21 protein-coding genes are annotated in these 25,808 nt (G+C 35.4%); 7 read left to right on the top strand and 14 right to left on the bottom strand.

What is annotated here, in order from left to right; all coding sequences use genetic code 11:
- Window positions 1-412: 412 nt before the first annotated feature.
- A complete protein-coding gene (locus tag UH1x_RS05520; protein WP_482625677.1) occupies window positions 413-1,507 on the top strand; it encodes a type I phosphomannose isomerase catalytic subunit in 1,095 nt (364 codons plus the stop codon).
- 104 nt (window positions 1,508-1,611) lie between these two features.
- Here the strand turns inward: UH1x_RS05520 and UH1x_RS05515 are convergent, their stop codons facing one another.
- The 10 genes from UH1x_RS05515 to UH1x_RS05470 all read right to left on the bottom strand — a co-directional run bounded on the left by UH1x_RS05515 (window position 1,612) and on the right by UH1x_RS05470 (window position 16,667).
- A complete protein-coding gene (locus UH1x_RS05515; protein WP_482625676.1) occupies window positions 1,612-2,862 on the bottom strand; it encodes an Nramp family divalent metal transporter in 1,251 nt (416 codons plus the stop codon).
- Window positions 2,863-2,952: 90 nt separating this feature from the next.
- Entirely contained in the window at window positions 2,953-3,327 is a 375-nt protein-coding gene (locus UH1x_RS05510; RefSeq protein ID WP_036156630.1) for a cupin domain-containing protein, read from the bottom strand.
- A 19-nt stretch (window positions 3,328-3,346) separates the two neighbouring features.
- Window positions 3,347-5,575 carry an alginate lyase family protein gene (locus UH1x_RS05505; protein ID WP_482625675.1) on the bottom strand — a complete coding sequence of 743 codons (2,229 nt, stop codon included), beginning with the start codon at window positions 5,573-5,575 and terminating at the stop codon, window positions 3,347-3,349.
- Between the two features lie 5 nt (window positions 5,576-5,580).
- Window positions 5,581-7,917 carry a chondroitinase-B domain-containing protein gene (locus tag UH1x_RS05500; protein WP_482625674.1) on the bottom strand — a complete coding sequence of 779 codons (2,337 nt, stop codon included), beginning with the start codon at window positions 7,915-7,917 and terminating at the stop codon, window positions 5,581-5,583.
- A gap of 250 nt (window positions 7,918-8,167) precedes the next feature.
- Window positions 8,168-9,001 (bottom strand): hypothetical protein, encoded by an 834-nt coding sequence (locus UH1x_RS05495; protein ID WP_482625673.1) that lies wholly within the window; start codon window positions 8,999-9,001, stop codon window positions 8,168-8,170.
- An 18-nt stretch (window positions 9,002-9,019) separates the two neighbouring features.
- Window positions 9,020-10,696, bottom strand: a complete 1,677-nt coding sequence (locus tag UH1x_RS05490) for a sodium:solute symporter family transporter (RefSeq protein ID WP_482625672.1) — start codon at window positions 10,694-10,696, stop codon at window positions 9,020-9,022.
- An 83-nt stretch (window positions 10,697-10,779) separates the two neighbouring features.
- Window positions 10,780-11,919: a Gfo/Idh/MocA family protein gene (locus tag UH1x_RS05485; RefSeq protein ID WP_482625671.1), complete on the bottom strand. Its 1,140-nt coding sequence runs from the start codon at window positions 11,917-11,919 to the stop codon at window positions 10,780-10,782.
- A gap of 38 nt (window positions 11,920-11,957) precedes the next feature.
- Complete coding sequence (gene manD, locus UH1x_RS05480) at window positions 11,958-13,175, bottom strand: D-mannonate dehydratase ManD (RefSeq protein ID WP_482625670.1); 1,218 nt, start codon at window positions 13,173-13,175, stop codon at window positions 11,958-11,960.
- A gap of 85 nt (window positions 13,176-13,260) precedes the next feature.
- Window positions 13,261-14,313 (bottom strand): polysaccharide lyase family 7 protein, encoded by a 1,053-nt coding sequence (locus UH1x_RS05475; RefSeq protein ID WP_482625669.1) that lies wholly within the window; start codon window positions 14,311-14,313, stop codon window positions 13,261-13,263.
- 23 nt (window positions 14,314-14,336) lie between these two features.
- Window positions 14,337-16,667 carry a chondroitinase-B domain-containing protein gene (locus UH1x_RS05470; RefSeq protein WP_482625668.1) on the bottom strand — a complete coding sequence of 777 codons (2,331 nt, stop codon included), beginning with the start codon at window positions 16,665-16,667 and terminating at the stop codon, window positions 14,337-14,339.
- Between the two features lie 172 nt (window positions 16,668-16,839).
- Here UH1x_RS05470 and UH1x_RS05465 point away from each other — a divergent pair, with 172 nt between their 5' ends.
- Together UH1x_RS05465 and UH1x_RS05460 are read left to right on the top strand one after the other, a co-directional pair.
- Window positions 16,840-17,808: a sugar phosphate isomerase/epimerase family protein gene (locus UH1x_RS05465; RefSeq protein WP_482625667.1), complete on the top strand. Its 969-nt coding sequence runs from the start codon at window positions 16,840-16,842 to the stop codon at window positions 17,806-17,808.
- Between the two features lie 23 nt (window positions 17,809-17,831).
- Window positions 17,832-18,548: a ribonuclease activity regulator RraA gene (locus UH1x_RS05460; RefSeq protein ID WP_036156608.1), complete on the top strand. Its 717-nt coding sequence runs from the start codon at window positions 17,832-17,834 to the stop codon at window positions 18,546-18,548.
- Window positions 18,549-18,630: 82 nt separating this feature from the next.
- Here the strand turns inward: UH1x_RS05460 and UH1x_RS05455 are convergent, their stop codons facing one another.
- Together UH1x_RS05455 and UH1x_RS05450 are read right to left on the bottom strand one after the other, a co-directional pair.
- The gene (locus UH1x_RS05455; RefSeq protein ID WP_482625666.1) at window positions 18,631-19,140 is read right to left on the bottom strand and encodes a peroxiredoxin-like family protein; all 510 of its coding nucleotides are present in this window, start codon (window positions 19,138-19,140) and stop codon (window positions 18,631-18,633) included.
- A 202-nt stretch (window positions 19,141-19,342) separates the two neighbouring features.
- Window positions 19,343-19,639: a hypothetical protein gene (locus tag UH1x_RS05450; RefSeq protein WP_482625665.1), complete on the bottom strand. Its 297-nt coding sequence runs from the start codon at window positions 19,637-19,639 to the stop codon at window positions 19,343-19,345.
- Window positions 19,640-19,871: 232 nt separating this feature from the next.
- Here UH1x_RS05450 and UH1x_RS05445 point away from each other — a divergent pair, with 232 nt between their 5' ends.
- Window positions 19,872-20,312, top strand: coding sequence for a BLUF domain-containing protein (locus UH1x_RS05445; RefSeq protein WP_482625664.1), 441 nt, complete (start codon window positions 19,872-19,874; stop codon window positions 20,310-20,312).
- Between the two features lie 69 nt (window positions 20,313-20,381).
- Here UH1x_RS05445 and UH1x_RS05440 read toward each other — a convergent pair whose 3' ends face one another.
- Window positions 20,382-20,657, bottom strand: a complete 276-nt coding sequence (locus UH1x_RS05440; RefSeq protein WP_482625663.1) for a hypothetical protein — start codon at window positions 20,655-20,657, stop codon at window positions 20,382-20,384.
- A 203-nt stretch (window positions 20,658-20,860) separates the two neighbouring features.
- On the opposite strand from UH1x_RS05440, the gene UH1x_RS05435 reads away from it, so the two are divergent.
- The 3 genes from UH1x_RS05435 to UH1x_RS05425 all read left to right on the top strand — a co-directional run bounded on the left by UH1x_RS05435 (window position 20,861) and on the right by UH1x_RS05425 (window position 24,337).
- Window positions 20,861-21,298: a response regulator gene (locus tag UH1x_RS05435; protein ID WP_482625662.1), complete on the top strand. Its 438-nt coding sequence runs from the start codon at window positions 20,861-20,863 to the stop codon at window positions 21,296-21,298.
- A gap of 92 nt (window positions 21,299-21,390) precedes the next feature.
- The gene (locus UH1x_RS05430) at window positions 21,391-21,831 is read left to right on the top strand and encodes a DsrE family protein (protein ID WP_482625661.1); all 441 of its coding nucleotides are present in this window, start codon (window positions 21,391-21,393) and stop codon (window positions 21,829-21,831) included.
- 205 nt (window positions 21,832-22,036) lie between these two features.
- Window positions 22,037-24,337, top strand: a complete 2,301-nt coding sequence (locus UH1x_RS05425) for a type IA DNA topoisomerase (RefSeq protein ID WP_482625660.1) — start codon at window positions 22,037-22,039, stop codon at window positions 24,335-24,337.
- Window positions 24,338-24,410: 73 nt separating this feature from the next.
- Here the strand turns inward: UH1x_RS05425 and UH1x_RS05420 are convergent, their stop codons facing one another.
- A complete protein-coding gene (locus tag UH1x_RS05420) occupies window positions 24,411-25,808 on the bottom strand; it encodes an exonuclease domain-containing protein (RefSeq protein ID WP_482625659.1) in 1,398 nt (465 codons plus the stop codon).

Genomic DNA, 25,808 nt, shown 5'->3' with positions numbered 1-25,808 from the left:
TCATTGAATTGAATTAAAATTAAGTTCGATGTTAATTTGAGTTTAAATATTTTGGTTTTCCAAACTGGTTATCCAATTTGGTTTACCAAATATATGTTATTTAATCGTTAAAAAAAGAGAAATTTACATTTTAACAACTTTTGCTGTGCTGAAATTTTTCAAATCTGCTTTTAACCCTGTGTAATATTGAGGATATGGTATTTAATTAACAAATGGAGTCTTTTTTGAATCAATACTTTTTATAGCTAATTATGCTTTCTTATCGTCAAAAAACTGTATTTAAATTCCTAAATTTGAGCGGTTTTCCTCTCTAAATTTTCAATTATTTTTGGATTTGTAGAAGTAAGTGTGAATTCAATTTTTTGATATTCAATAACTTCTGATGATTTTAATTGATTGTAAACACAGTATTATGAATAACAGTTTTGAACAATACGCATATATTCCTTTAAAGCAATTTTCTAACCGAGTTTGGCGTACTTATGAAGGAGGCGCACTAATAGATAGATGGAAAAAAGATAGTCCAGAAGTTGATGGTAGTATGCCAGAAGAGTGGATAATGTCTACTGTAACAGCTAGAGGAAACGGAAGACCGGAAAATGAAGGACTTTCTCTTGTAGAGACTCCTTCCGGCACTCATTCTCTAAAAGAATTAGTGGATTCTAACAAAGAATTATATCTAGGTAAGTCATTGGCAGATAAATTCGGCGCCACTGGGGTGTTGATTAAAATGCTTGACTCTAAAGAACGACTTACAATACAGGTACATCCAGATAAAGATTACGCAAAGACCATGTTGAATTCGGCTTTTGGAAAAACTGAATCATGGTATGTTTTAAATAAGCGTGAAATAAATGGAGAGAAAAGTGTCATTTATATGGGCTTCAAAGAAGGGGTTACAAGAGCACAATGGGAAACTCTCTTTGTAAATCAGGATATTGAGGGTATGCTTAATAGTCTTCACAAGATAGAAGTACACCCTGGTGATGCATATATGATATATGGCGGTGTACCACATGCAATTGGTAGTGGGTGCTTTTTAATGGAAGTTCAAGAACCTACGGATTATACTATGCGTGTAGAGAAAGTTACTCCTGCAGGATTAACAATTTCCGATGAATTAATACACCAAGGGGTAGGGGAGCAAAATATGCTAGATTGTTTTCATTATGATGGCTGTTCGCATGAAGAAGCAATAAAAAGATGGAAGGTTTCTCCTAAAACTATAGATTCATCTGATACCCATACATTGAATACCATATTTAACGAAACCCATACGGATTGTTTTGGTCTAAATGAACTAGATTTAAATGGTTCATATACGATTAAGGCAAATGGAAGTTTTTTCGTTGCGGTTATTTACTTTGGCGAAGGTACTATCGTATGTGGTGGTAAAGAGTATAGTTTTGCACAAGGTGATGAAATATTCTTTTCTGCAGCAATAAACGAAGTGAAATTTACTTCTACCGTAGCATCCAAGATTTTGTTATGTTATCCTCCAAGTTAAGAGATTAATTTTCAATCCAAACATGATAAAAAAGGGCAAACAAATATTAAGTTATTTGTTTGCCCTTTTTTATTGCAATCTAATTTATTTCTTTAGATGTGATCCTAAAGGAAATCAATAAATCCGTTTAACGCAACATACAGCATGTAACAGTTAAAAATAAAAGTGGCTCCCAATGCTAAATTCATACCAATGCCAATTTTATGTTCTTTCATTATACGCTCCTTATTTAAAAGAATAAGTAGGAACAGTGTAATCAATGGCATTACAAACGGGCTTAATGCTTGTGACGCAATTAATATCCAAACTGGTTTTCCTCCTAGTATTGGAACAATCAAACCAGATAGTGCTACCAAAACTACAATTAGTTTATACAGCGGTTTTTTCATGTCGCGCTCCGTACCTGTGTAATCGGCCACCAGCCAAGGAAATAACAATAGGTTTGGAAAAATTGAAGATAAACCTGCGCCAATAATTCCTAATGTAAAAAGGGTTAGAGCAAAATCGCCTGCCCATGGTCCCAATGCGTGCATCATATCAGTAGCGTCTTCAACAGGTGCTCCTTTAAAGTATAGCGTACCTGTTGCACTGATCATTATGGCAAGACTTATAAAAAAAGTCATTACCATAGAAGACATCGCATCTTTGTTTTCAGTTTTTAAATCTTTTAGTCCCCAGTTTTGCTCTTGAACAAGAATGCTTCGAGATGCTAAACAAACACCTGCCATAGTAGTACCTACTATACCGGCAATTACCAAGCCGTTGTTATCGCCTTTAGGTAATTTAGGAAAAAATTCGGTAATGGAAGTGCCTGCTTCTTTAACCACCATAAAGCTTGTTATAATAAAAGCTAATGCCATAAAGCCAACCATGATACTCATGGCTTTTATGAAATTTTCGTGTTTACCGGTCCAAAAAAGTCCAATAAGTAAGGCTATGAAAAAAATGGAAACTACAGGTTTGTTAAGAAATGAAATGGAGGTTTTTACCGAAATCCATTCCATTGTTACTTCTGCAACTACGCCCATAACGCCAATACAAGAAGAAACTATGGAGACGAGTAATGCAGTAATAATAAAAATAGTGAGCGGTTTACCGAATGTTTTTTTGAAATTGAACATCAGGGTATTTCCGGAAACGATGGTCAATTTACTAATAGATACCAATAAGAAGTAGGTGAAAAAACAAGAAAGCAGTAGCGCCCATGAAAGGCTAAGACCATATTTAGCACCAGAAACTACCATTGAGGTGACACTACCGGTACCTACAACGTAACCAATAATAAAAAATGCTGGACCAAAATCCTTGAGACGTTTTTTAAATTTTCCTGAAAAGGACATATTTTCTGTTGTCATAAGTATTGGTTCAGCATTTAATATGTTATAAAATAGTACTTCAAAAAATCTATTTAAAGTTACTTTTAGTGGCTTTAAACAGATTAGGTCTTATTCTTTATCTCCAAAATAAGATGGGCCCACACCACTTAAGAAATCTTCTCTGACAGGGCTAAAAGTATCAATAAGTTCCCCTTCTTCTAGGCAAACAGCACTATGTAATAAATTTGGTTCAATATAAACTCCGTCACCTGCTTCTACTATTTGCTTCTCACCGTCAATTACAAATTCGAATTTTCCTGAAACGCAATAAGTAGCTTGTGTGTGAAAATGTTGATGAGGGGCACCTAATGCTCCTTTGTCAAATTTTACTCTAACCATCATAATTTGGTTGTCATAACCTAAAAACTTTCTTGAAACTCCTCCTCCAAGCACTTCCCATTCCATGTCTTTTGTAATGACGTATTTTTCACTAAATCTTTTCATAATTTTTATTCTTTAATATTTATTTAAAATAATAAGAACCAGACCACTCATAATTCTCATTGTTGATTTTTAACGTATGTTTTGCCTCCTTTGAAGCATTGGTATTTGCTATTATAAACAGTTTAGTAGTTCCTTTAACAGTTGAAATTGAAATAGCAGTGTAGTCTACAATGTCTAAAACTATTTTTAATGCTGAGATTGAACTATTGGAATTAACAGCTGATTCTGAAACCGGGCTATAGCTTCCATGCGCTTCTATAGTTGAGACAAATAGTGTGTTATCAGTATCTTTTCTACGGATAATAAAACCAGCTTCTCTTCTTAAATTAAACTCAGGGTCATTGGCACCAATTCTTACAAATCTTAACTCGTCATCTTTTGAGGTTGCCGATGTTAAGGTATAGAACTTCCCTTTTTCTAGCCAACTTAATTTTGTGTTTTCTTCTGTTGTGCTTCCGCAACCTTCTGACCATAAATGTTGATAACCGTTGTTGCTACCTAATGGCTCCAGTGTTTTAGGGACTTCATATTCAAAATTTGTTTTCAATACTTGACCCATAAAATAAAAGGGTAGATCATATTGGTTTGTACTATCAGATTTAACTTTTAGAATATCAAGCATAAAAGGCTTTTCAAATTCTCCATCTTTAATGATAGCCATAGTTCTGTGCATTTCAGTCCCAGGATATGCGTTAGATTCTTTGGCACTTACTAATTGTATATTGGCATTAGAATCATCAAAAATATATAAAGTAGGGTTGTGCTTGCTGCCAATATCATATTTGCCTTGGTAGTGAGATTTCTCATTTTGCACAAGAGTATTATGGGCAATGGTTTGCTTGGCCCAGGTTTTATTTTCTTTCAAATAATTGCCGCCACCTTTTTGTTCAATATTTACATAACGTGCAAGACCGTAATCTTGCAATACTTCATCACCATTTTCGTAGTAAGAGTAGGATAGCTTATCATAGTGCCCATGGCTTGATCCTTGCGCCGCATATTTAAAAACCAGTTCTAAGTCATCACTTCGTAAAATACCCACGCCGCCTTGTTTACCGTTAGGTCCATCAGATAAATTAATTGATTTTTTTGCGAATGGTTCTGCTTTGCCATTTTTAACTCCTAGCGCAACAGCTAAGCCTGAATCATCTAATAAGACTTTGTTTTGTTTTTCTGCAATACTTAATAATCCTGGGTCTTGATTTCCGTAATAATAAGAGATGTCTACCGCTGTTACTAAAGCATCAGTATAATAAGACATTCCTTTTTGCCCGTCGTTAAGCGGAAAGAAATCACCATCGGCATCAGATAAATTTAAAAGAGCATTGATTGATTTTAAAAGTACTCCATCTTTGTATTCAAAGATTTTCAATTCTGGTTTTACATTGTGTAATCCTTCTGCAAAAATCAAAAATGGATACATCGCATAACGCTGGTAGTATGGACCCTCATTATAATACCCATCAGGAGAAAAAGGTTCTTCAATATTTGCTAAGAATCCGGCTTTACCTTCTTTATTTATAAAGCCGCCATCATCGTCTTTTGCAGTTTTATCCATTTCTAAATTTGGAATGCCATATAATGCACGATCGATTAATTCTTTATCGTTCATTACTAAACCAATCATACCTACAGCGGCATTACCCCATGTACTATGGTTGTGTACTCTTTGGTAGAATTGCGGACTATCAACTGAAATGTGATCTGCGAATGGTTTAAAAAGATTTTTCTCTAACTTCTTTCTTTCGGCTGCACTTAGGTAATTATAAATGCAATCATAAGCTTGGCTAACGTAAACCAACCAGTTAGAGTCGTTTAAACATTGCCAAAATAATTTACCTCTAGCATAAGATCTAGTTTTAGGGTGCAAGGGTAATGTTTTATACATTCCTTCATATTGCAAAAGCATGTCTTTTACATACTTCGCATATTTCTCATCCTCTAAAATTTGATATAGCACGCCTGCTTGTTGCATTACGATCATGTTCCGTTTGTGACGAACATGAGTATAGCCGCCAGAATAATCTTTTGGTATAGGTGTGTCTATGCCTAGAGCAATTTCCGCATCAATCTCTGCTTTTAACTTTTGTAAAGAGGCATCAAATAAAGGAACAGAACCTAATTCTGCCCTTATTTTTTCAACTCCTTTTTTGGTTAGAATAAGGCTAGGGTGTTCTTGTGCAGCTGCGCTGAACGTTATTAAAATAGCGCAAATAAAAATTTGCAATGTTGTTAAGTATTTGGTCATGCTTGTTATTCGTTTTTTAATAGCCCTAAGTCTTTACCGTCAGTACCTTTTCCCTTTAATGGAGAATCTGAAGGTAATGCGTAGTTGGTGTCCTTTGTAAATTTAGGAACAAGTTGCCATTGATTTTCTACTTGGTATTTCTGATCGCCAGTGACCATAAGTTTTTCTGAATTGCTCAAAGCATTATTAAGAACTTTTACAATTGGCTCACCCACTACCAGATGCATGTTAATGGCTTTACTATCTTTAAAAATATTGTTTTTAATAGCTGTTTCTTGAACTCCATATAATGACACGCTAGCATCATATTTATTTTTAGAACCGTAACCAACATGGTCAAATACATTATGCTCCATTTCTAAAAACGGACCAAAAGTACTTTCATCCTTGCCACCTCTATACAATCTTAAGGCCGCACCTTGTAAATCGTTTATGGCATTATTCTTCATTATAAAGTACTCTACATTGTAGGCACCTATATCATCTGTTTCTTTGTCTAAGGCCGCAATACTGCCAGAAATATTTTTGAAGTTTGAGTTTTGTATGCTTATGGTGTCAGCAAAAGTACCTTTAGAAACGCGCAGCACATCAAAAGAATGATTAACGACCATATCTTTAAATTCACATCTGTCAATGAACAATTTATAATTATCGATCATAGATTTTTTGCTAGTACTGATTACAGAGTTACCAGCATAATCTGGCGATTTGGTGCCATCAAAAGTGATATTTTCTAAAGAAAGACCACCTCCGTTTTCAATTTCAAAAGCCATCATTCTTTCAAATAAGATGGTCGCTTTTTCTTTGCCAAGAGTTTTAAAGGTTAGCGGATGGTTAATTTTTACCGCTTTGGTCAGTAAATAAGTTCCACCATCTTCAAGAATGATGATATCACCAGGTTTTGTTTCTTTTACTTTATCGTATAAGGTATTGATACCAGCAGCTACGTTAATAGTATTACCAGAATTTAACGCAACCGTATTATCTGCTTTAGAATACCATGATGTACCAGTATTCTCTTTAGTTGCGATTTTAGGGCTAATAACAACTTTGGTTTTAATCTTATTAGAAGTAGGAATTGGGAATCCGTTTTTGTCTTTTACCAATTTAATCTTGGCATTCTTAAAACCCTCCTTAATAGTAGTTTCTGAATTTTCGCCAAGAATATTGTTCTTGAAAGTGATACCGCTAATATCATCATCAATAGTAAAAACATCTTTTTTGGTATCGTTGTAAATGATATTATCTGAAAATTCTGAAGTTCTTGGTGCCTGACTTCTTTCTGCATCACTACCTGCACCAAAAAGAATATTATCGCAGTTTACAAAAGTGTTGCTATTTACTTTAGAATCTATAACCGGTACATATCTATTTGGTGGTGAATTAGGTACACCGTTCATCATTACAAAGGCACCTCTAAAACGATATCCCGTTAAGCCAACATGGTAGTTGTTAATTACCGTTTGTGTTTCATTTATGACACGAATACCGCCAGTACTTGGTTTGTTATTACCAATGAATACATTGCCGTCAACCAATGTTTCGTTACCATGGCGCATGGTCAATGTACCTGTACATTCAAAAAATGTATTGTATTTAAAAGTGTTGTTACAAGACTTGTTTGAGATGATTTCGTGTTCACCATTGGTTCTGTCAAAGTAGTTAGATTCCACTAAGGTGTTAGATTTTTCTAATGCGTGATGACTAGTGCCAATTCTTAAAGTTTCTCCACCATTGTTTCCGTATGTAGGTCTTGGTCCAAAATAGTTATGGTCTATTTGGTGGTTGTTGGCTCTACTATCTTCGGTATCCAAACCAACGATCATGGTAACTCCTAAATTCTTTTTACCTGCAATATGGTTATGATCAATTCGGTTGTTTTTTCCGTAAATGGTTATCCAATAATCTTGTACTTGGCGTTCAGGATTATTGAAGTCATCGATTACACATTCGGTAAGGCGAGAATTATTAGCCATTTGTTCCCTGCTTTTTCTAAAAGAAATAACAGCGTTGGTAGGAGTGTACCCATTTTTAAAAACAAGACCTTTGACAATTAAGTGATCACCTGCAATTCTAAGATTAGAAGCTCCGGATAAAATCACTTTTCCCTTTTCTTCTGCTATTAGTGTGATAGGTTTTTCTGCCGTACCATTCGCTTCAAACAGAAGTTCAGAATCCATCCAAACACCATTGGCAAGAACGATGCTGTCACCAGGCTGCACTTTCTGAAGCACTTCTGTAAACTCTGCTACATTTTTTACAATATGGGTTTGCTGCGGTTTGGTGAATGAATATGCTAGGCATATAAAAACAGATAAGAATAGAAGGTGGTATCGTCTCATAAGTCAAAATTGGTTAACCAAATTGGTTGACCAAAAATAAGGATATTTGTAAGACTGGCAAATATTTAACATAATAAGGCGGCTTTTTTTCGGTAATCATTAATTATATAAGTACATAATTAGTGATTCCATAAAAAGTGTTGAACGGCTAAATATTGATATACAGGGTCAATTTATATAACCATTATGAAATACATACCCCTTCATTTTTAGGTGTTTAGTAATGAGGCGTATGATATAAATTCATCTATTAATCTAGTATTTTCAGTATGGAACTCTCAACGGACGTATACTTTTTAGAAGGAAGAAAGCCAATAGAAAAAGTTTGCGGGCTGTTTAGGTGTTTAGTTGTGGATTTTCCATTTTGCCTGCCAAAGCCTAGTACGGTCATATCTGGTCTTTGTACATAATTATCTGGATGTTCGTCATCTTCATGATGCAGCATATAGAGCATGAGCGGTGAATTTTTATCACCAAATGCCATCCATTCAGGTGAAGGTAAATCACCGTTAAATGATTCTGTAATAGCGTGTTTTTTATTGTCTATGGAGGCATACCAAAAATCCGAATCATTCATTTGTCCGCCAGGTACCCCTTCATATTGAATCCAATAGTTGTAGCCTGGACTAATTTTGGTCATGGTGAAATCACACCTATCTAAATAAAAATCCCATTGCCCTTCCCATTGCTTATTATCTGAAGTAAATGTAATACGAATGTGATCATCTGTTTGAAGCTTCACAACAGAATTAGAATTATCCGTACCTGCGTTCATGGCATGAAAGTAGCTTCCGTCTTGCTTATGAATTGCATTAGGAAAGCCTCTGTATTCCCCTTTATGGCGAGAGCCTTCTTTGTTGTGAAAACCAATCCAGTCAACACCGTTGTTGTCGATCATGCTTGATAGACCACCGCCTTCCTTCTCTAGATAATATGTTGCCAGTGGTGTAGAAATAATATAAGAAGGACCGCCACCTGCAGATTCATCGATGCCATGAGATAGTTGAAGTTTTTTTTCCGTACAACTGTTTAATGCTAGTAAGAGCAAAAATAGAAGCGATAATTGTTTGCGTTGTATGGTCATAAAGATTCTTATGAAGTTTTACATGTTTTTTGAAACTGCACTGCGTTTTAATAAAAAGCCTAGAAAAGCTATAATCAATGCGCAAGTGGCAAACATAATTCGCCCCCAAAATGGATTTGGTATCAAAGACATAAGTAAAATACCTAAACTCATGACCATAACCATATTGCCTAGTTTTATTCTTTGTTGACGGTCTACCTCATCTTGTAGGTCATCTGCAATTACAGGAGTTTCTAAATCTTTGAAAAAACTGTCTGTGGCAACTTTATTTTTGTCATTTTCCTCTTTGTAAAATAAGGTGGTTGCCCAGAAAAATCCTGCGGTAATAAAAACATGACCGGCAATGGTCAAAATTATGTTCATATCAATAATTTCTCGCCTGGTAAGGGATTCTATGCCGAATATGGATACAAAATCTTCTGCAGTAAAAATATTGGCAATGAAGTAAGACACAAATAATCCTACCACGATTGTGGCCCATGGTGCCCATTGTGGCGTTCTCTTTATAACGATTGCTAAAAGTAACGGTATCATCATTGGCATCTGTATCATTGTTGATACTGACATCATAAGCTCAAATAAGCTAAGTTCTTTTAGAGAGGCAAAATAAAGTGCAGCTAAAATAACACCTATACCACTAATGAAACTTACAACCTGGCTAATACGTAACAGCTTTTTGTCTTCGGTCTGCTTGTTTCTCTTCGCCAAAAACGGTTGGTAGATACTTCTAATAAAGATACCCGCATTTTTGTTCAACGCAGAGTCCATTGAAGACATTGAAGCTGCAAATAGGGCGGCCATTAATAAGCCTACCGTACCAATGGGCATTGCATTTCTAGCAAATACCAAATAAACGGCATCTGCTGCTTTGTTCCCTAGTTGGGAATAATTGGTAGCTGCATCAGGATAAAGTGTAGCTGCAGCCCAAGGCGGAATAAACCAAATGATAGTTCCAACTCCCATTAGCGTCATTGCTAGCAAAGAAGCCTTACGTGCGTTAAAAGAATCTTTTGCATTTAAAAACCGAAATGAATCATGAAGATTCATCATCGTTATAATTTGTTTTGGTAAAAAAAAGATAAAGGTTCCGATTAAAATTAACGGATAGTTCATATTTGGACCTATAAAGAAGCCGCCTGGAAAATTATTTACCAATTCCGTAGGACCGCCTATTTTTACTAATGCAACAACTGCACATGCAATAGACACCACGGCAACCACCAAGGTTTGCACAAAGTCGGAAGCAACAACTCCCCAAGCTCCAGATAGTACGGATACAAAAAGTACGGTGAGCCCAATTGCTACAATAGTCAATGAAATATCCGCATCAAAAACAGCACTTGTAAAGACTCCCAGTGCATTTAGCCAAACGCCGGCATTCAAGAAAGAAAATACAATTAACGTCCATGAAAAGAAAGTTTCGTTTTTAGGTCCAAAACGATTTTTTATTGCTTCTGTAGGGGTATCTACCCTCATTTGCCTAAATCTGTGGGCAAAGAAAGCCCAGCCACAAAAGAATGCAAATGTATTGCCAATATATACCGCGCTAATTGCAAAGCCATCAGCAAAAGCCTTACCAGCGGCACCCGTAAAAGTAACTGCTGAAAATTGTGCCATAAATGCAGTTGAACCTACCATCCACCATAGCATTCTACCACCACCACGAAAATAATCACTTGTAGATTTGCTTGCCATTCGTGAAAAGACAACACCTATGACAAGTATTAAAACAAAATAAAGGGCAATTACTAGGTAGTCATAAAACATGGTTTTCTTATTTATTGTAAATGACGAACATCTGTCCAGTTGTCATTTGTTCTAATAATATCAATAAGTCTTTGGTAAAGACTACCTTCTTTAAAAGATTGATAATAGGTAAAAGATTCACCTTTAATATCTTTAACAAACTCTCTTGCTAAATACTGCCAATTACGTTCAGTATCTCCTTCAGCTTTTGGTTGATCGTCAATAATTTCTTGCGGTAAAGAGAGTTCTTTCCAAGTTTTATTTTCGTCCCAAATATATAATGGACCCATACCGTAGTGACCCTTAATGTAAATGGCGCCTTTTGTACCGTAGAACACAATATGGTCTTCATTGAACCTAGGGTTTAGTCCGCCATGTTTAAACAGAACAGAAACGGGTTTTTCGGCTATATTGCTTTCTAGCTTAGCCAGTACGGTGTATGACCACTCTACATTACTTTCGCCCCATTTTAGCGATGGGTCGTTAAGATCTTTAGGGATATGATCGCGTCTAGTTTTAAAATTATGTACCCCTTCAACAATGGGTGCTTTTCCTAAATCATCGCGAACTTCGCCAAAAATGGACAGTATGTTTTCGCCAATTACAGAAGTTGCAATAGACATCATGTGGGTAAAGTTATTATTCAATCTTCCGCCACCATCTTCTTTACGGTGAGACCAACCAAAGGGTATGTCTCGCTCAAGATTAAAATGCGATATAAATTCGGCTTCTACCGGTTCGCCAATACTGCCGTTTGCCACTAATTGCTTTGCATAAATAACACATGACATATACCTAAAGCTAGAAGCAAATGCAGTTTTTATATTTTTCTTTTTTGCCAGTTCGTATAGTTCCAATGCTGACTCACCGGTATCCGTTAATGGTTTATCACTGAATACATGACAACCAAATTCAATAGCTTGTTTAATGGTTTTGTAATGTGCCCCGCCTGGTGTTGCAATGGAAACAATATCTGGTTTACAGTCATTTAATGCTTGTTGCCAATCTGTTCCAGAATACGGGATATTCATTTTTTTTGCTACATCACTTACCACATTTGGTGTTCTACCAACAATACCAACAACCTCGGTACCAACAGCTCTAAAGGCATCTGTATGCCCTTGACCGGCAAAACCGGTTCCTGAAATCAATACTTTTAATTTTTTGTCCATCTGTAGCCTTATTAACTATTTATTGTTTATCGGATAATTTACCAGTTCCATAACGTGCCATCTTCTAAACGGCTAACGGGAAGGTATGAGCGCTTGTAAGGGTATTTTGCAGCAGCTTCTTCGTTAAAATCTACTCCCCAACCTGGCTTATCTTCCATATATAACAAGCCATCTTTTAACTCAATGTCATATTTAAAAACTTCATTGAGTTCAGGTGTGCCAAAACCAATAAATTCTTGCACACCAAAATTGGAAGCCCATAGATTAAAATGCATGTGCGCCATTAAGCAAATAGGGGACAGGTCTGGCGCACCATGCGGAGCCATTCTTACATGGTATAACGAAGCAAAGTCGGCTAACTTTTTTAAAGGCGTTAATCCGCCACCATGAGTAATTGCGGTACGCACGTAATCGATCCATTGGTTCTGTATCATTTCTTTCGCGTCCCAAATGGTATTGAATTTTTCACCCGTAGCCAAGGGTGTATCGGTATGTTCTCTAATTATTCTATAGCCTTCGGCGTTTTCTGTGGTAACCGCATCCTCTATAAAAAGAAGCTTGTAAGGTTCTAAAAGTTTACAAAGTCGGGCAGCTTCAATAGGTGTTAATCTACTATGTACATCATGACAAAGGGCAATGTCGTAACCAAATTTCTCTCTAGCCTGTTTAAAAAGCTCGGGAATAAAATTCATGTATTTACTGGTAGACCATTCTTGCTCTGGTGGCAAAGGTCTATTGCCTTGTAGTTCGTAATAGTTTTTTTTGCCTTCCATGGTACCATAAGTACCTTTGGTTTTGGGGATGGTACACTGTAGTCTAACCGCCTTATAACCTTCTTTGATCATAGCGCCAAGGTTTTGAAGTACCTCGTCTATACTTTCACCATTTGCATGACCATAAATAGTAACACCTTTTCTGCTTTTACCTCCCAATAGTTGGTAAACAGGCATATTTGCAAGCTTTGCCTTAATATCCCAAAGAGCCATATCTATTGCAGCAATAGCGGCTATACTTACAGCACCGTTCTGCCAGTAAGCACCTTTGTATAAGTAGTTCCAAATATCTTCAATTTGATGCGCATCTTTTTCTAAAAGACATGGGGTAATGTGTTCTTCTAAATACGTGACTACCGCCATTTCCCTACCATTTAAGGTAGCGTCTCCAAGACCATAAGTACCATCTTCCGTTATGATTTTAACAGTAACAAAATTGCGAGCAGGACAACAAACAAAAACTTTTATATCGGTTATTTTCATGCGGATATCTCTTAGGGTGTCAATTTGTAATTAATTTAAAAAAATAAAGTGATGCAAAGATTTTAAATCAATCTTCAGTTTTAATTTACTCTTCAACAGGTAAAGTTCCTGCGCCTACCGTAGCTTCTCTAAACCACACTTCTGCATAATCGCCATTTGCATATTGCTTTGCGATATCACCATCATAAGTATCGGCACCAGTACTCCATACGATATTATCCTCAGGAGATTTACCATTGGTTTGGTTGTATGCCCCTTGTTTAAAATACTGAATCTCACCAGCATATGCATTTTCGCGTTCCAGACCATCACGACCTATTGAGGCATATAGTGTTTTAATTTGCTCAGGTAAGGTTTTAGTGAATTCAGACGCCAATAGGTTTTTGGTGAATTTTACGGTTTCATGACCTTCACTTGTAAAAGTTAGGTACATGATGCCTTTATAAACATTGATTTCATAGCTGAACTCTTCGCCAAGTTCAATACCATTTTTAGGTTCTTCTGGAGCGGTCGTTGCATCTGGTCCCACAACGGACATGTCATTGCCCCAAACAGCTGATGAGTAATCCCATCTTTTTGAATTGTCACCTTCTGTGTTTATTTCATAATTCCAGAAAACAGAACCTTTTGTATGTCCTGGAAATTTCTTGTAGAATATCTTTATAGGTTCATTTTCGTGACCTTCATCACTATGTATTTGTCCTACAACAACAGCATAGGAGGCTGCAACTCTGGCATCACCGGAGGTAGATACGTGTTGTACTTTTAAAGTCCCGGTTAATTTTCCGCCTGTTTCAGGTATCCAATGTGCTTTTTGACCTAACTCAGTTCTGGTGTTACTAGACGTTCTTGAGGTAATACCACTGTTAGGTGTTTTGTAAACTACCCAATCCGTTTTTCCGTCGTTGGCAACATAAAAGAAATCATCTTTAGCGTAATTCTTAAGATTATCTTCATAGGTGCCATCACCTAAGAGAATTTTCCATTCATCCATAAAAGGGATGACATCGCTAGGGTATGTAGTGGCCATTACACTATCGGTAATGGATGTTTCAGTGGTGCCAGAAGTTTTCTTTGAGTTGTCTTTACAGGCAAATAAAGCTACAACTGCTATGATGGTAATTATTGATTTTTTCATAGGTAATATATTTTTGCGTGGTATTAGTACATAAGTTTAAGAGGAAGGTTTTCCTGTACAACCAGCTCTCCTGAATTTTTTATTTCATTGTTAGAAGCCTTGTTGTTCTTTGCACCCCATAGACGTGCAACAAGTTTTACAGGGTTGTCAATGAATTTATTATTGGCAAGATTTACATTAATGATTCCGTAAGTATTAAGAAGTAGACCTTCTTCAGCTTTTGATCCACAATTTGTAAATGTGCTATTGGTCACTATTAAATTACCGCCAACGGTAGATTCATCGTACCCACCTCTATAGTAATCAATGACGTTCTTGGCAACCCCATCAAATAAGCAATTGTCAATGGTTATGTTCTCAGCATTGTATTCACCTTTGTCATCGGTCTCTTCAGACAGTTCAATTCCATTTCCACAATTCTTAATTTGTGTAGAAGTAAAGGTAATGTACTCTGAAAACGACAGTTTGTATGCTTTCAAAACATAATCGAAATTCGATATTTCACAATCAATGATGTTTAGATTATAAAGGCTGGACATATTGTTCTTTAAACTGACAAAAGCGTACTGTTCTTTGTTCCCTACTAGTTGAATATTCTTAAGGGTAAGTTGCCCTTTAGGATTCATTTCAAATGCAGGAGTTTTAGCTGCTCCCTCATATTCAATAATTGCTTTTACTTCTGGTGTAGCAGCCATTATAGTTATAGACTTATGAATTTTTAATGGAGAAGTTAAACTGTATTGTTGGGCGGTCAAGGTTATGGTATCTCCGCTGTTTGCAGTTGAAAGTACATTTACAAGTTCTGCTGTTGTACCGGCTGAATGCGTTTTACCAGATTCATTTTTAGAAGCTGTGTTAGCATACCAGTCAGTTCCATAAAGAGATACATCCATCATATCCTTTTTGTTCACAGGCTTACCTATAACAGCGCCAACCATATTATTGTCAGCTCTAGAATTACCGAATAAATCTGCCGTGATCTGGTCAAATTCAAATCCGTTATAAAGTTCAAACTCAGCTAATGAATTATCGGGCATTAAAATATCACCATCAGCTATAGAAGTACCAAAATCTTTTTGGGTAAGTCCGTCAACCGCCTTAAACATCACTCCTTGATTATTAATGACATTACTTTTAAATCTAATGCCATCTATAGAGTCATGGGTAACAATAGGCTGCTTATCTCCTTTGTCATTATAAATAAGATTATTTGCCACGATTGTTCGTATAGGTGTTGCGGATCTAATCTCTGACTTAGGTAAAATATCTTTTTGATCTGTGTTCGATCCTACTCCAAATTGCCAAGGCGACACGCAATTTACCCAAGAATTATTGGCAACAACAACATCGGTAACTTGTAAATATCTGTTCAATGGTGATTTTGGAATACCGTTCATTACGGCAAGCGGGCTTCTGAATGTTTGTCCGTTTAAATTGTAGAAGTAGTTATTGGTAACCCAGTGTCCGGTACCAATTAAACGAACACCGCCAATTTGTTCAGAATTTTCATCCCCTATAAAAATATTTCCGTCAATAATACAATAGTTACCATGTCTTGTAACCAAAGAACCTTCACTCTTGTAAAAGACATTATTTCTAAACTCATTAAAATTGGTTTTACTAGAGATAACCTCTACTTCACCGTTACAGTGATCAAAAAAGTTATTGGCTACCAAGGTATGACTAGGTGCCATTGAGGTAAAGCTATTTCCCAGTTGTATGGTTTCTGCACTAGGTCCACCCTTTGGAGGTCTAGGACCAAAATAGTTATTGGTGATTTTATGGTAATTCTTTATACTATTATTACCTGCCAAATCAATTCTAACAGTTGGTCCTCTATTAGATTTTCCGGCAATGTAGCAATGGTCTAGCTCATTGTGTCGCCCTTTGAATAAAACCCATAAATCTGTTTGATTTCGTTGTGCCTTATTAAAATCTATAATAGCACTGTTGGTAATTTTACAATGGTTAGCAACCGAGTCTTCACTAATACCAAAATCGATAACCGCAGAAGAAGGAGACGATCCGTTAGTGAAATACAGACCATTAACGTTCAAATACTCACCTGCAAGTTTTAGATCAGAAGTACCGGTAATTAAAACTTCACCAGGGGTTTCTGCTCTTAATGTAATAGGGTTTTTCTCATTACCGTATGCTACAAATTTAATATTTACGTCTTTCCAATCTCCATTGGCCATAACAATATCATCACCAGGCTTTGCCTCGGCAATTGCTGTGTTCAATTCATTAATATCCTTTACCGTTATTGCGCTGCTACTGCTGTTGCTGCTTGATTGTTCACCACAGGAAAGCAGTAGAAAAACAAATGCTAATAATAAGAAACACTTTTTCATTATATATGTTATTAATCTGGTTTGAAACTAAATGTAGGTTTAGATGTATGATTTACTATGAAATCAGGATAAACTGGTTAACCAGTTTGGTTGACCAAAAATACATATATTTGTAAGAATGGCAACTAATTAACACAAAACCTATTGATAAAATATAAAAGGTATATTAAAAATGAGAGAAGATAAAAAAGGTGTTTCTAGAAGGAATTTCACCAAGAAATCAGCTATGGCATTGGCGGGCTTGCCTTTAGTGCGATTAGAAGGTAGTTTTTTAAAGCCAAAAATTGCTACAAATGATGCTATTGAGGTACACCTTTTTTCTAAGCATTTACAATTTCTTGATTATAATGAGATGTCTGCGGCAGCCGCAGAAATAGGATTTAATGGATTGGATCTAACAGTGCGCCCAAAAGGACACATTTTGCCAGAAAAGGTAAATGAAGATTTACCGGCAGCAGTAGAAGCTATGAAAAAAGTTGGGTTATCACCAAAAATGATGACCACTAACGTTTGGGATATTACAGATGCTCGTCAGCAAGAAGTATTGAAGACGGCTAGTACATTAGGAATTGAATACTATCGTACCGGTTGGTTAAGTTATCCTGAAGACAAGTCAATAGATGAAAGTCTATTACAATATGCCACTGAAGCTAAAAATCTAGAAATCTTAAATAAAGAGTTAGGGATTATTGGTTGCTATCAAAATCATGCAGGTAATCATGTGGGCGCTCCTATTTGGGATCTACCTACAATTTTTTCAAAAACCAATAGTGAATTTTTAGGTTGTCAATATGATATAAGACATGCCGTTGTAGAAGGAGGAAAAAGTTGGGAGTTAGATTTGCGTCGTATTCAATCGTATATAAAATCTATTGTAATTAAAGATTTTAAATGGGGAAAGAAAGATGGTTTGTGGCAGCCTATTAATACTCCTTTGGGGGAAGGTATGGTAGATTTTAATAGATATTTCTCTTTACTTAAAAAATATAAAATCAATGTGCCCATTTCATTACATTTAGAATATGATCTTGGTGGAGCGGAGCATGGTGCAACGAAAATTACAATGGATAAAAAAGAAGTGTTTGCCAAGATGAAAAAGGATTTGACCTTTTTACAAGAAGCATGGAAAAAAGCCGAATAATATAAATTTTCAGATTAAAAATAATGACCAAAATAGCTAAAGCAACAAAAGATAAATTAAGAAAGGTGAGTACGGCGACCGTTGCAACCTGTTTATTTAAAAAAGGACTGAAAAATCAGTTCATACAACATGTAAAGCCATTAAAATTAGGAAGACCTACTATGGTTGGGGAGGCATATACCTTGCGTTACATACCGGCTCGCGAAGATTTAAATCCTATCACTGTATTTAGGGATCCAAAGCATTTACAGAGAGTAGCGGTAGAAGAGTGCCCAGAAGGAGCTGTTATGGTTATAGATAGCAGGCAAAATGCAAGAGCGGCATCTGCTGGATCAATTTTGGTGACTAGACTTATGGTGAGAAATGCAGAAGGAATTGTTACTGATGGAGGTTTTAGGGATTCTGCAGAAATTGCAGACTTAAATTTTTCATCCTATCATAATAGACCTACGGCACCTACCAATTTAACCTTGCATCAAGCAATTGCTATCAACGACCCAATAGGTTGTGGAGATGTAGCTGTTTTTCCTGGTGATATTATTCTCGGCGATGATGATGGTGTAATGGTAATACCAGCGCATCTTGCCGATGAGGTTGCAGATGAATGTATACAAATGACAATGTATGAGGAGTTTGTAATAGAGCAAGTTCAAGGAGGTAGGGCAGTAATAGGTCTGTACCCTATGGTAGATGAGAGTATAAAGGCGGAGTTTGAAAAGTGGAAGTCAGAAAGAAACTAATATTTTTGATATTATAAAGAAAGGTGGACAATTCTTTAAAGAATTGTCCACCTTCTTATTTTTAGAATATATCGAAACGATATTATTCTCCACCTCTGGCAGGGTAATCGTTTTTGTTGACATAGTCAATTGCGTTCAAAATATCGTCCCAATGTGGTCTAGCAAATGGCATTGTTTGAATGGCACTTGCATATAATGTGTTGTCAGGGCGAATTAAAAATAATCCGGGCTCTGAAAATTCATCCGGTTCTTTGTCAGATGTTTTTTTAGAAACATATAATCCCCATTCTCTAGCAGTCTCAATTGGTAAATTATAACCAACAGGTAGTTCAGGTATATTCCATTCTTTGCCTGCTTTTTTTGCTCGTTCTTCACTATCACTACTAATAGCTATTAAGTGAACACCTCTGTCGCTAAAATCTTTTAGTCTTGTGGCAAGGTCTTCTAGGTAATTTTTACAGACAGGACAGTGCAGTCCTCTATAGAAAACGACCATGGTAAAAGATGTACTAGCTTGGTCATATAAGCTCCATTGAGTATCGTTAATTAAAGATATTTTTAAATCAGGTACTTCTGATGTGGGTTTTATCATTTTAATAGTATTTTATAATTAGTTTTTCATAAAGGTATGTGAGCCATGTTTTAATGGTTTGTTGTATACCTTTTAGTATTAGTGCAATACATGATTAGAATAGGTTTCTATTTATTTTCAGCTAACCATTGTTCGTATTTGGCATACTGAGCACTAGACAAAATACTTTCCATCTGTCGTGTTTGCTCACTTTCAATACTACCTAACATTTCTCCACTAGCAGTGGGGCCTGTTTGCTTTTAAAACGATTCATTTCAGAAGTAAAAGTGCTAATTTGGTCTTTGCTCATTTCTAATTTGGTGAACATAGTAGCGTATGTATCATCTAAATTTTTTGAAGTATTTTGAATACCGGCATTTTCCGTGGTGTCAGTTGATCCGTTAGTTAATTCATTTTGTGCAGCTGACTTTTCTGAAGTATTCACTAAGTTTTTTTTAGTGCTTGAGCATGAGGTCAAAATGGCTATTAAGGCTAACGTAACTATGATTCTATTTTTCATGATTTTTATATTATAAAATTCTCTAGAAAATTATGGCTTTAAATAAATTTCAATAGTCGCTATCACATTTAAAATTGACTCTTAGAATATAAGGATCGTTGTTTATTATAGTATTGGAAGAAATCTAACGACTGCTATTTTTTTGTAAGAAAAATAATACTGTTTAGCACATGTAATTGATTTAAAGTCGCTACCTTAATGCTTGTTTTAAGCAATTCAATATTACTTTTATATGTACAATCTTGTGTATAAGTCAATTGCCAATAGCCTAACACCTGCTCAGATTGATGAAATTCTAATAGAATCAAGAGATTTTAATGGCAAACATGATATTACAGGATGTCTTATTTATCATGAAGGTTTTTTTGTGCAATACTTAGAAGGCGATGCTGAAATAGTCTTAGCATTATTTGAGAAGATAAGGGTAGATACGCGTCATTATGAAGTTATTCTTTTATCTCATGGCAATATTTATTCTAGGGAATTTGATACTTGGAGTATGGCTTATTTGTCCAATCAATTACCTAATGAAGCTTTTAAGTACATAAAATTAATGGTGAGTCCAGAAGAGGAGATACCTAATATGTCTGTAGTTCCTAATCCTACTTCAAAAAAATTCTGGCTTGCAGCGAAAAGGTTACTGACCAAAATAGGTCATGAGAATTCTAATTAGAAGTTGATCTTATCTATAGAGGTATTTCTCTATTTGTCCTGATAATCCTATTTTTATTAGAGTTGTCTTTTACTGAAATTTAGAATTATTTACAATTAAAATAAGCCTAAGTAAATTATGTGCAAATTTTTTAGAGTATTCATTAATATCTGTAAGATCCTCAATTCGCTTTAAATTTTTATTTCGTTGGTGAAATTCCAATGAGCAATCTTCGCTCTTAAATTTGATAACGGGCTGTACTGCTTTTAGTATATTATGAACTTTTAACGCCTCTCCTTTAGTATAATAATCAAGCTGATAATGCTGTAATATTGTTAAAAGTTCGTTACGGTTTTTAAATGCCATAAATAATTAAAGAATAATGGATTGCAAAGCATCTTTTATTTTATGCAATATATCAAATGTAAGTAATTTACTACAAATTTATATTTTATTGAGTTCATATCCTGTTATAAAATGGTATTGAGTTAGTAATCATTTTTATTGGCAGAAATTTATGTGGTATTCGTGCATAATTTTGATAGCCATACTGATGTTATATTGAAAAAATGAAGGACTTAAGAATATATATTGCAGATGACGATTTTGATGATCGCGATTTTTTTATGGAAGCTTTAAGCAGTATTCCAATAAAAACAGAAGTGTTTCAATTTGATAATGGGGTTGATTTAATGGATAAATTGTTTTCTGATGTCACTTTGCCCCATGTAATCTTTTTAGATTTATATATGCCAATTATGGATGGCTTTGAATGTCTTATGGATATAAGAAATTTTAAAAAATTCAATAACATTTATATCATAGCATATTCTTCAATTTATAGAGATAGGGAAGTAAACCAACTTAAACAAGAAGGGGCCAATCAGTTCTTAAAAAAGTCTTCTTCTTTTAAAGAATTAAAGGAGCTGTTGCTAAAATCATTAAAATCAGTACCTATCAATAATAGAGAAGTCTTGCCTAAAGAAGAGTTCATTGTGTTGACTTAATTAAAATTGCCATTTTTCTTGTGCCTTGAAGGAGTGTTTGGAGATTAATTTCATTAATTTAGATAATCAATTTACACATCAAAATATAACCCATGAAAAATATTCTTAGAACTCTTTTAGTAGTAATGTTAATGATTGCCAGTGGTTCCCAAGTTAATGCTCAGAAAAAACTAGACCAAGAAACTGTAGCGGATTTACAGAAAACCCCTAAATATGGTTTTATACTTACTACAGAAAGGCATTTTAAGGGTGTATTAAGTATGTATGACCTTTTGATTGAAAACGGTGTTGAAATTGAGGAATATGAAATCGTAGTCAAAGGAAAGGTGGTTACACAATTGGTCAAAGATTCAGAGTTAGAAAAGTTCTTTCAAAAGTATAAAGGAAAAGTAAAAGTAAGTGTTTGTAGTGTTGCCATGGAAAAATTAGGTGTGGCAGAAGAAACACTTTTTGATGGTCTTGATGTTACCCCGACTGCATCGGTTCGCATGTTGCAACTACAAGCCAATGGTTATAATACGTTGACGTATTAAAAAAGTATATCGGCAACTAAATTGTTTATTTCAACAAGCTAGTGTCAATCAACTAAGATTCTCCATTAAGATATAATAGTAATATGATATCAATAGCCGCTAAACAGAGTTTAAGCGGCTTTTTTTATAATGGTTCTTTCATTAAACAATTTCTATATTTGTTGGTCGAAAACTCAAAGCTAAATCTTAACATTTAACACCTGAAATGAAAGTCTGTATTGCCGAAAAACCATCTGTGGCACGTGAAATTGCATCTGTTCTTGGTGCAAGTGCCAAGCATGACGGGTACTACGAAGGCAATGGTTATGCGGTTACCTATACTTTTGGACATCTTTGTACATTAAAGGAGCCAAACGATTACAAGCCACATTGGAAAAGTTGGGATTTGAATAATCTTCCAATGCTACCAGATCATTTTGGAACAAAAGTTTCCGGAGATTCGGGCATTAAAAAACAGTTTAAGATTATAAAGCAATTATTTGACAATGCAGATGTTGTAATCAATTGTGGGGATGCTGGTCAGGAAGGAGAATTGATACAACGTTGGGTATTGAACGAGGCAAATTATAAAGGTAAGGTAGAGCGGCTTTGGATCTCTTCGCTTACTACAGAGGCTATAAAAGAAGGTTTCAAAAATTTAAAACCTTCTACAGATTATGACAATTTATATTATGCGGGTTTTTCGAGAGCTATAGGAGATTGGCTCTTAGGTATGAATGCCACGCGTTTATATACCTTAAAACATGGTGGTTACAAGCAAGTATTATCTGTAGGGCGAGTACAAACCCCCACTTTGGCAATGTTGGTACATAGGTTTAAAGAAATAGAAAATTTTAAGCCACAGCCTTACTGGGAGTTACAAACTTTATATCGAGATACTTTATTTAGCTACGAAGAAGGTCGTTTTCTAAAAGTAGAGGATGGCGAAAAATTGGCAAATATTGTAAAAGAGCACGATTTTGAAATTGTTTCTACTACTAAGAAAGCCGGTAATGAGTATGCGCCCAAGCTTTTTGATTTAACGGGCTTGCAAGTATATTGTAATACTAAATTTGGCTTTAGCGCAGATGAAACTTTAAAGATCGTACAGAAGTTATATGAGCAAAAAGTAGTTACGTACCCAAGGGTAGATACCACATTTTTACCTAATGATGTATATCCAAAAGTTCCGGGAATACTTAATAATCTTTCGAATTACGATACGCTAACGAAACCTCTTAATGGTAAAAAATTAAAGAAAACCAAAAAGGTTTTTGATGATAGTAAGGTTACGGATCACCATGCTATTATACCAACAGGTCAACAAATGAACTTGCAATACAATCAGCAGCAGGTTTATGATATCATCGTCCGTCGTTTTATTGCCGTATTCTATCCAGATTGTAAAGTTTCCAATACTACCGTAATCGGTAAAGCGGAAAAAGTACAGTTTAAAACCACCGGTAAAGAAATAGTAGAAAAAGGATGGCGTGTAGTTTTTGAAACACCAAATAGTACTGCTAAAGAATCAGGAATATTACCCACATTTAAAAAGGGGGAAAAAGGACCTCATGAACCTTCTTTTCTTGAAAAGCAGACAAAACCACCAAAGCAATATACAGAAGCATCCCTCTTACGAGCCATGGAAACAGCAGGGAAAAAAGTTGAAGATGAAGAGTTACGTGAGTTAATGAAGGAAAATGGTATAGGTAGACCTTCTACGCGTGCCAATATCATAGAAACCCTGTTCCGTAGAAAATATATAAAAAGGAATAAAAAGCAAGTTATACCTACTGTTACCGGTATTCAGTTAATTGATACCATACAAAATGAGATGCTGAAATCTGCCGAGCTTACAGGTAAATGGGAAAAGCAGCTAAAAGATATTGAAAAAGGTACTTTCAATGCGGGTAGTTTCATTAAACAAATGAAGCAAATGGTAGATCAGCTAGTTTACGAGGTACGCAGTGAAACTAGAAAGGCAAATATATCTTCTGTAAATAATAAACCGGCAGTTGCGAATTCTAAAAAGAAAGCGGTTAAAAAATCGACTACATTGACTTCTGAGGTTTGTCCTAAATGCAAAACGGGCAGTATACGAAAAGGAAAAACGGCCTATGGTTGTTCTGAGTTTAAGAAGACGTGCGATTTCGTAATACCCTTTAAGTTTGAAGGCAAGACCATATCGGAAAAACAATATATTAGGCTGTTTCAAAAAGGATCAACGGTAAATTTAAAAGGCTTTAAAGTTGATGGAACTTTAGTAGAAGGTCTGGTTAGATTCGATGAAAATTTCAAGTTGAAACTAGAGCCGAAGAAAGCAAAGATTCAAGCAAAGTCCGCTAGCGAAGAAAATAGGTGTCCTAAATGTAATAAAGGCACTATAGTCAAAGGAAAAACTGCGTATGGCTGTAGTGAGTACAAAGCAGGTTGTGATTTTAGGTTTAGTTTTGAAACTATTCGAGAAAAAGCAAATGGTCAGCCTTTGACCAAGGATTTGGTTTTTCAAATATTTAGGGGAGCATAAAAATATCCATCAGTTTTCTAAACAGCTTTTAATCGAGAACAAAACTCCGTCCGGTGACTTTCGGGTTATGATTTCAAAAAAGTCCTACTTTTTCTAGTGTTCTAATTTTCCATGGATTTCGCTGAGTATAACTTGAAATAATTTTAGCGGTATGGTACGAATGTTTTTTAGGGTCAAGCATATCCTTTAAATCTTCTAGACTTGATACGGTTTGAGAATTATCAAGAAAACCGAAGCCTTGATAAACACCATGAAGAATCAACACAAAACTACGTTCGTCTTTTGTACGTCCTTTTTCGAAAATTACATAATTGTCCTTTTCATTATTGAGGAAGTCTAAGGCATTTTCAACTTTCTCATTATATAATCCTACGGCTTCTTCTCCAGCACAGACACTATCACATTCATTATATTCCCCGTGGGTACATCTACCTAACTTGCTTTTCAAACCTGTTTGTAACGGACATAATCTAAACTTTTTAGTCAGTTCTAGTAAGCGTTTAACGGCATCACCTCTTTTTAAGAAAATTTCGGTAGGGGAGTGTTGAAAAGGCCTTCTTTCAATCTTTAATTGCAAAATGCCCTTTCTGTTTTTTTGCGGTACAATGTGGTAGGTGATATAACTTTTCTTTTGAATGTAATTAAACGGTGGGTCTAATTTATCGATCAGGTCTGCTTCTCGTAATAAGGCAATCAGTTCGCTACCGGTAGTTTCAAAATCTATATGGTAAGTAGCATCACAAAGAGTTATTTCTTTCTCGCTCGAGTTATAGAAATGGCTCAATACCCTTTTTTTAATATCCTTGGCCTTACCCACATAAACTACTTCACCTCTTTGGTCCTGGAACTTATAAATACCGGGGGAATTAGGTAAAGAGTTTAGTTTTTGATAAGCTATATTTTTGGGTGTTATATTTTCTTTCTCAACTTTAGGTTCTAAGAATTTAGAGATGACCATTTCTTCATCATCAAGTAAAATCAATCTTTGAAATAGTATTTCAACTGCAGCATTATCATCATCTAAATCATTTGATTCTATGTATGGTATATTAAGAACACCGCTCAAATAAGGTAATTCATAACTGGTCATATTCGGTATTAGCTTCTTTGCCAACCGCACGGTGCATAGCTGGGGAATTTTAAAAGAATATCCTAAATATTTAAATTCAGATTGTAAAGCATAATGTAGAAATGATGCGTTATGACCAACCAATATGTGATCTTCAAGTTCTGTTAGTAAATTATGAGCAATTTCTGAGAAGGTAGGTGCCTTTAACAACATGGTATCGGTCAATCCTGTTTTTTGCTGAATGTAATTTGGTAAGCGTTCTTCTGGGTTAATGTTCGTTTGAAATATAGGTTCGTAATAATCACCCTGAAGTTTACTTATAGTCAGTTGAACTATTCTTAAAGGATTTGGTTTGTAGCCAAAAGTGGTCATGGAAATAATAGCAAATTTTCTTTCTCGCAT

It is taken from the genome of Maribacter sp. UH1, assembly GCF_056839145.1.
The sequence above is the reverse complement of the archived record's forward strand: the minus strand, read 5'-3'. Positions and strand labels throughout refer to the sequence as shown.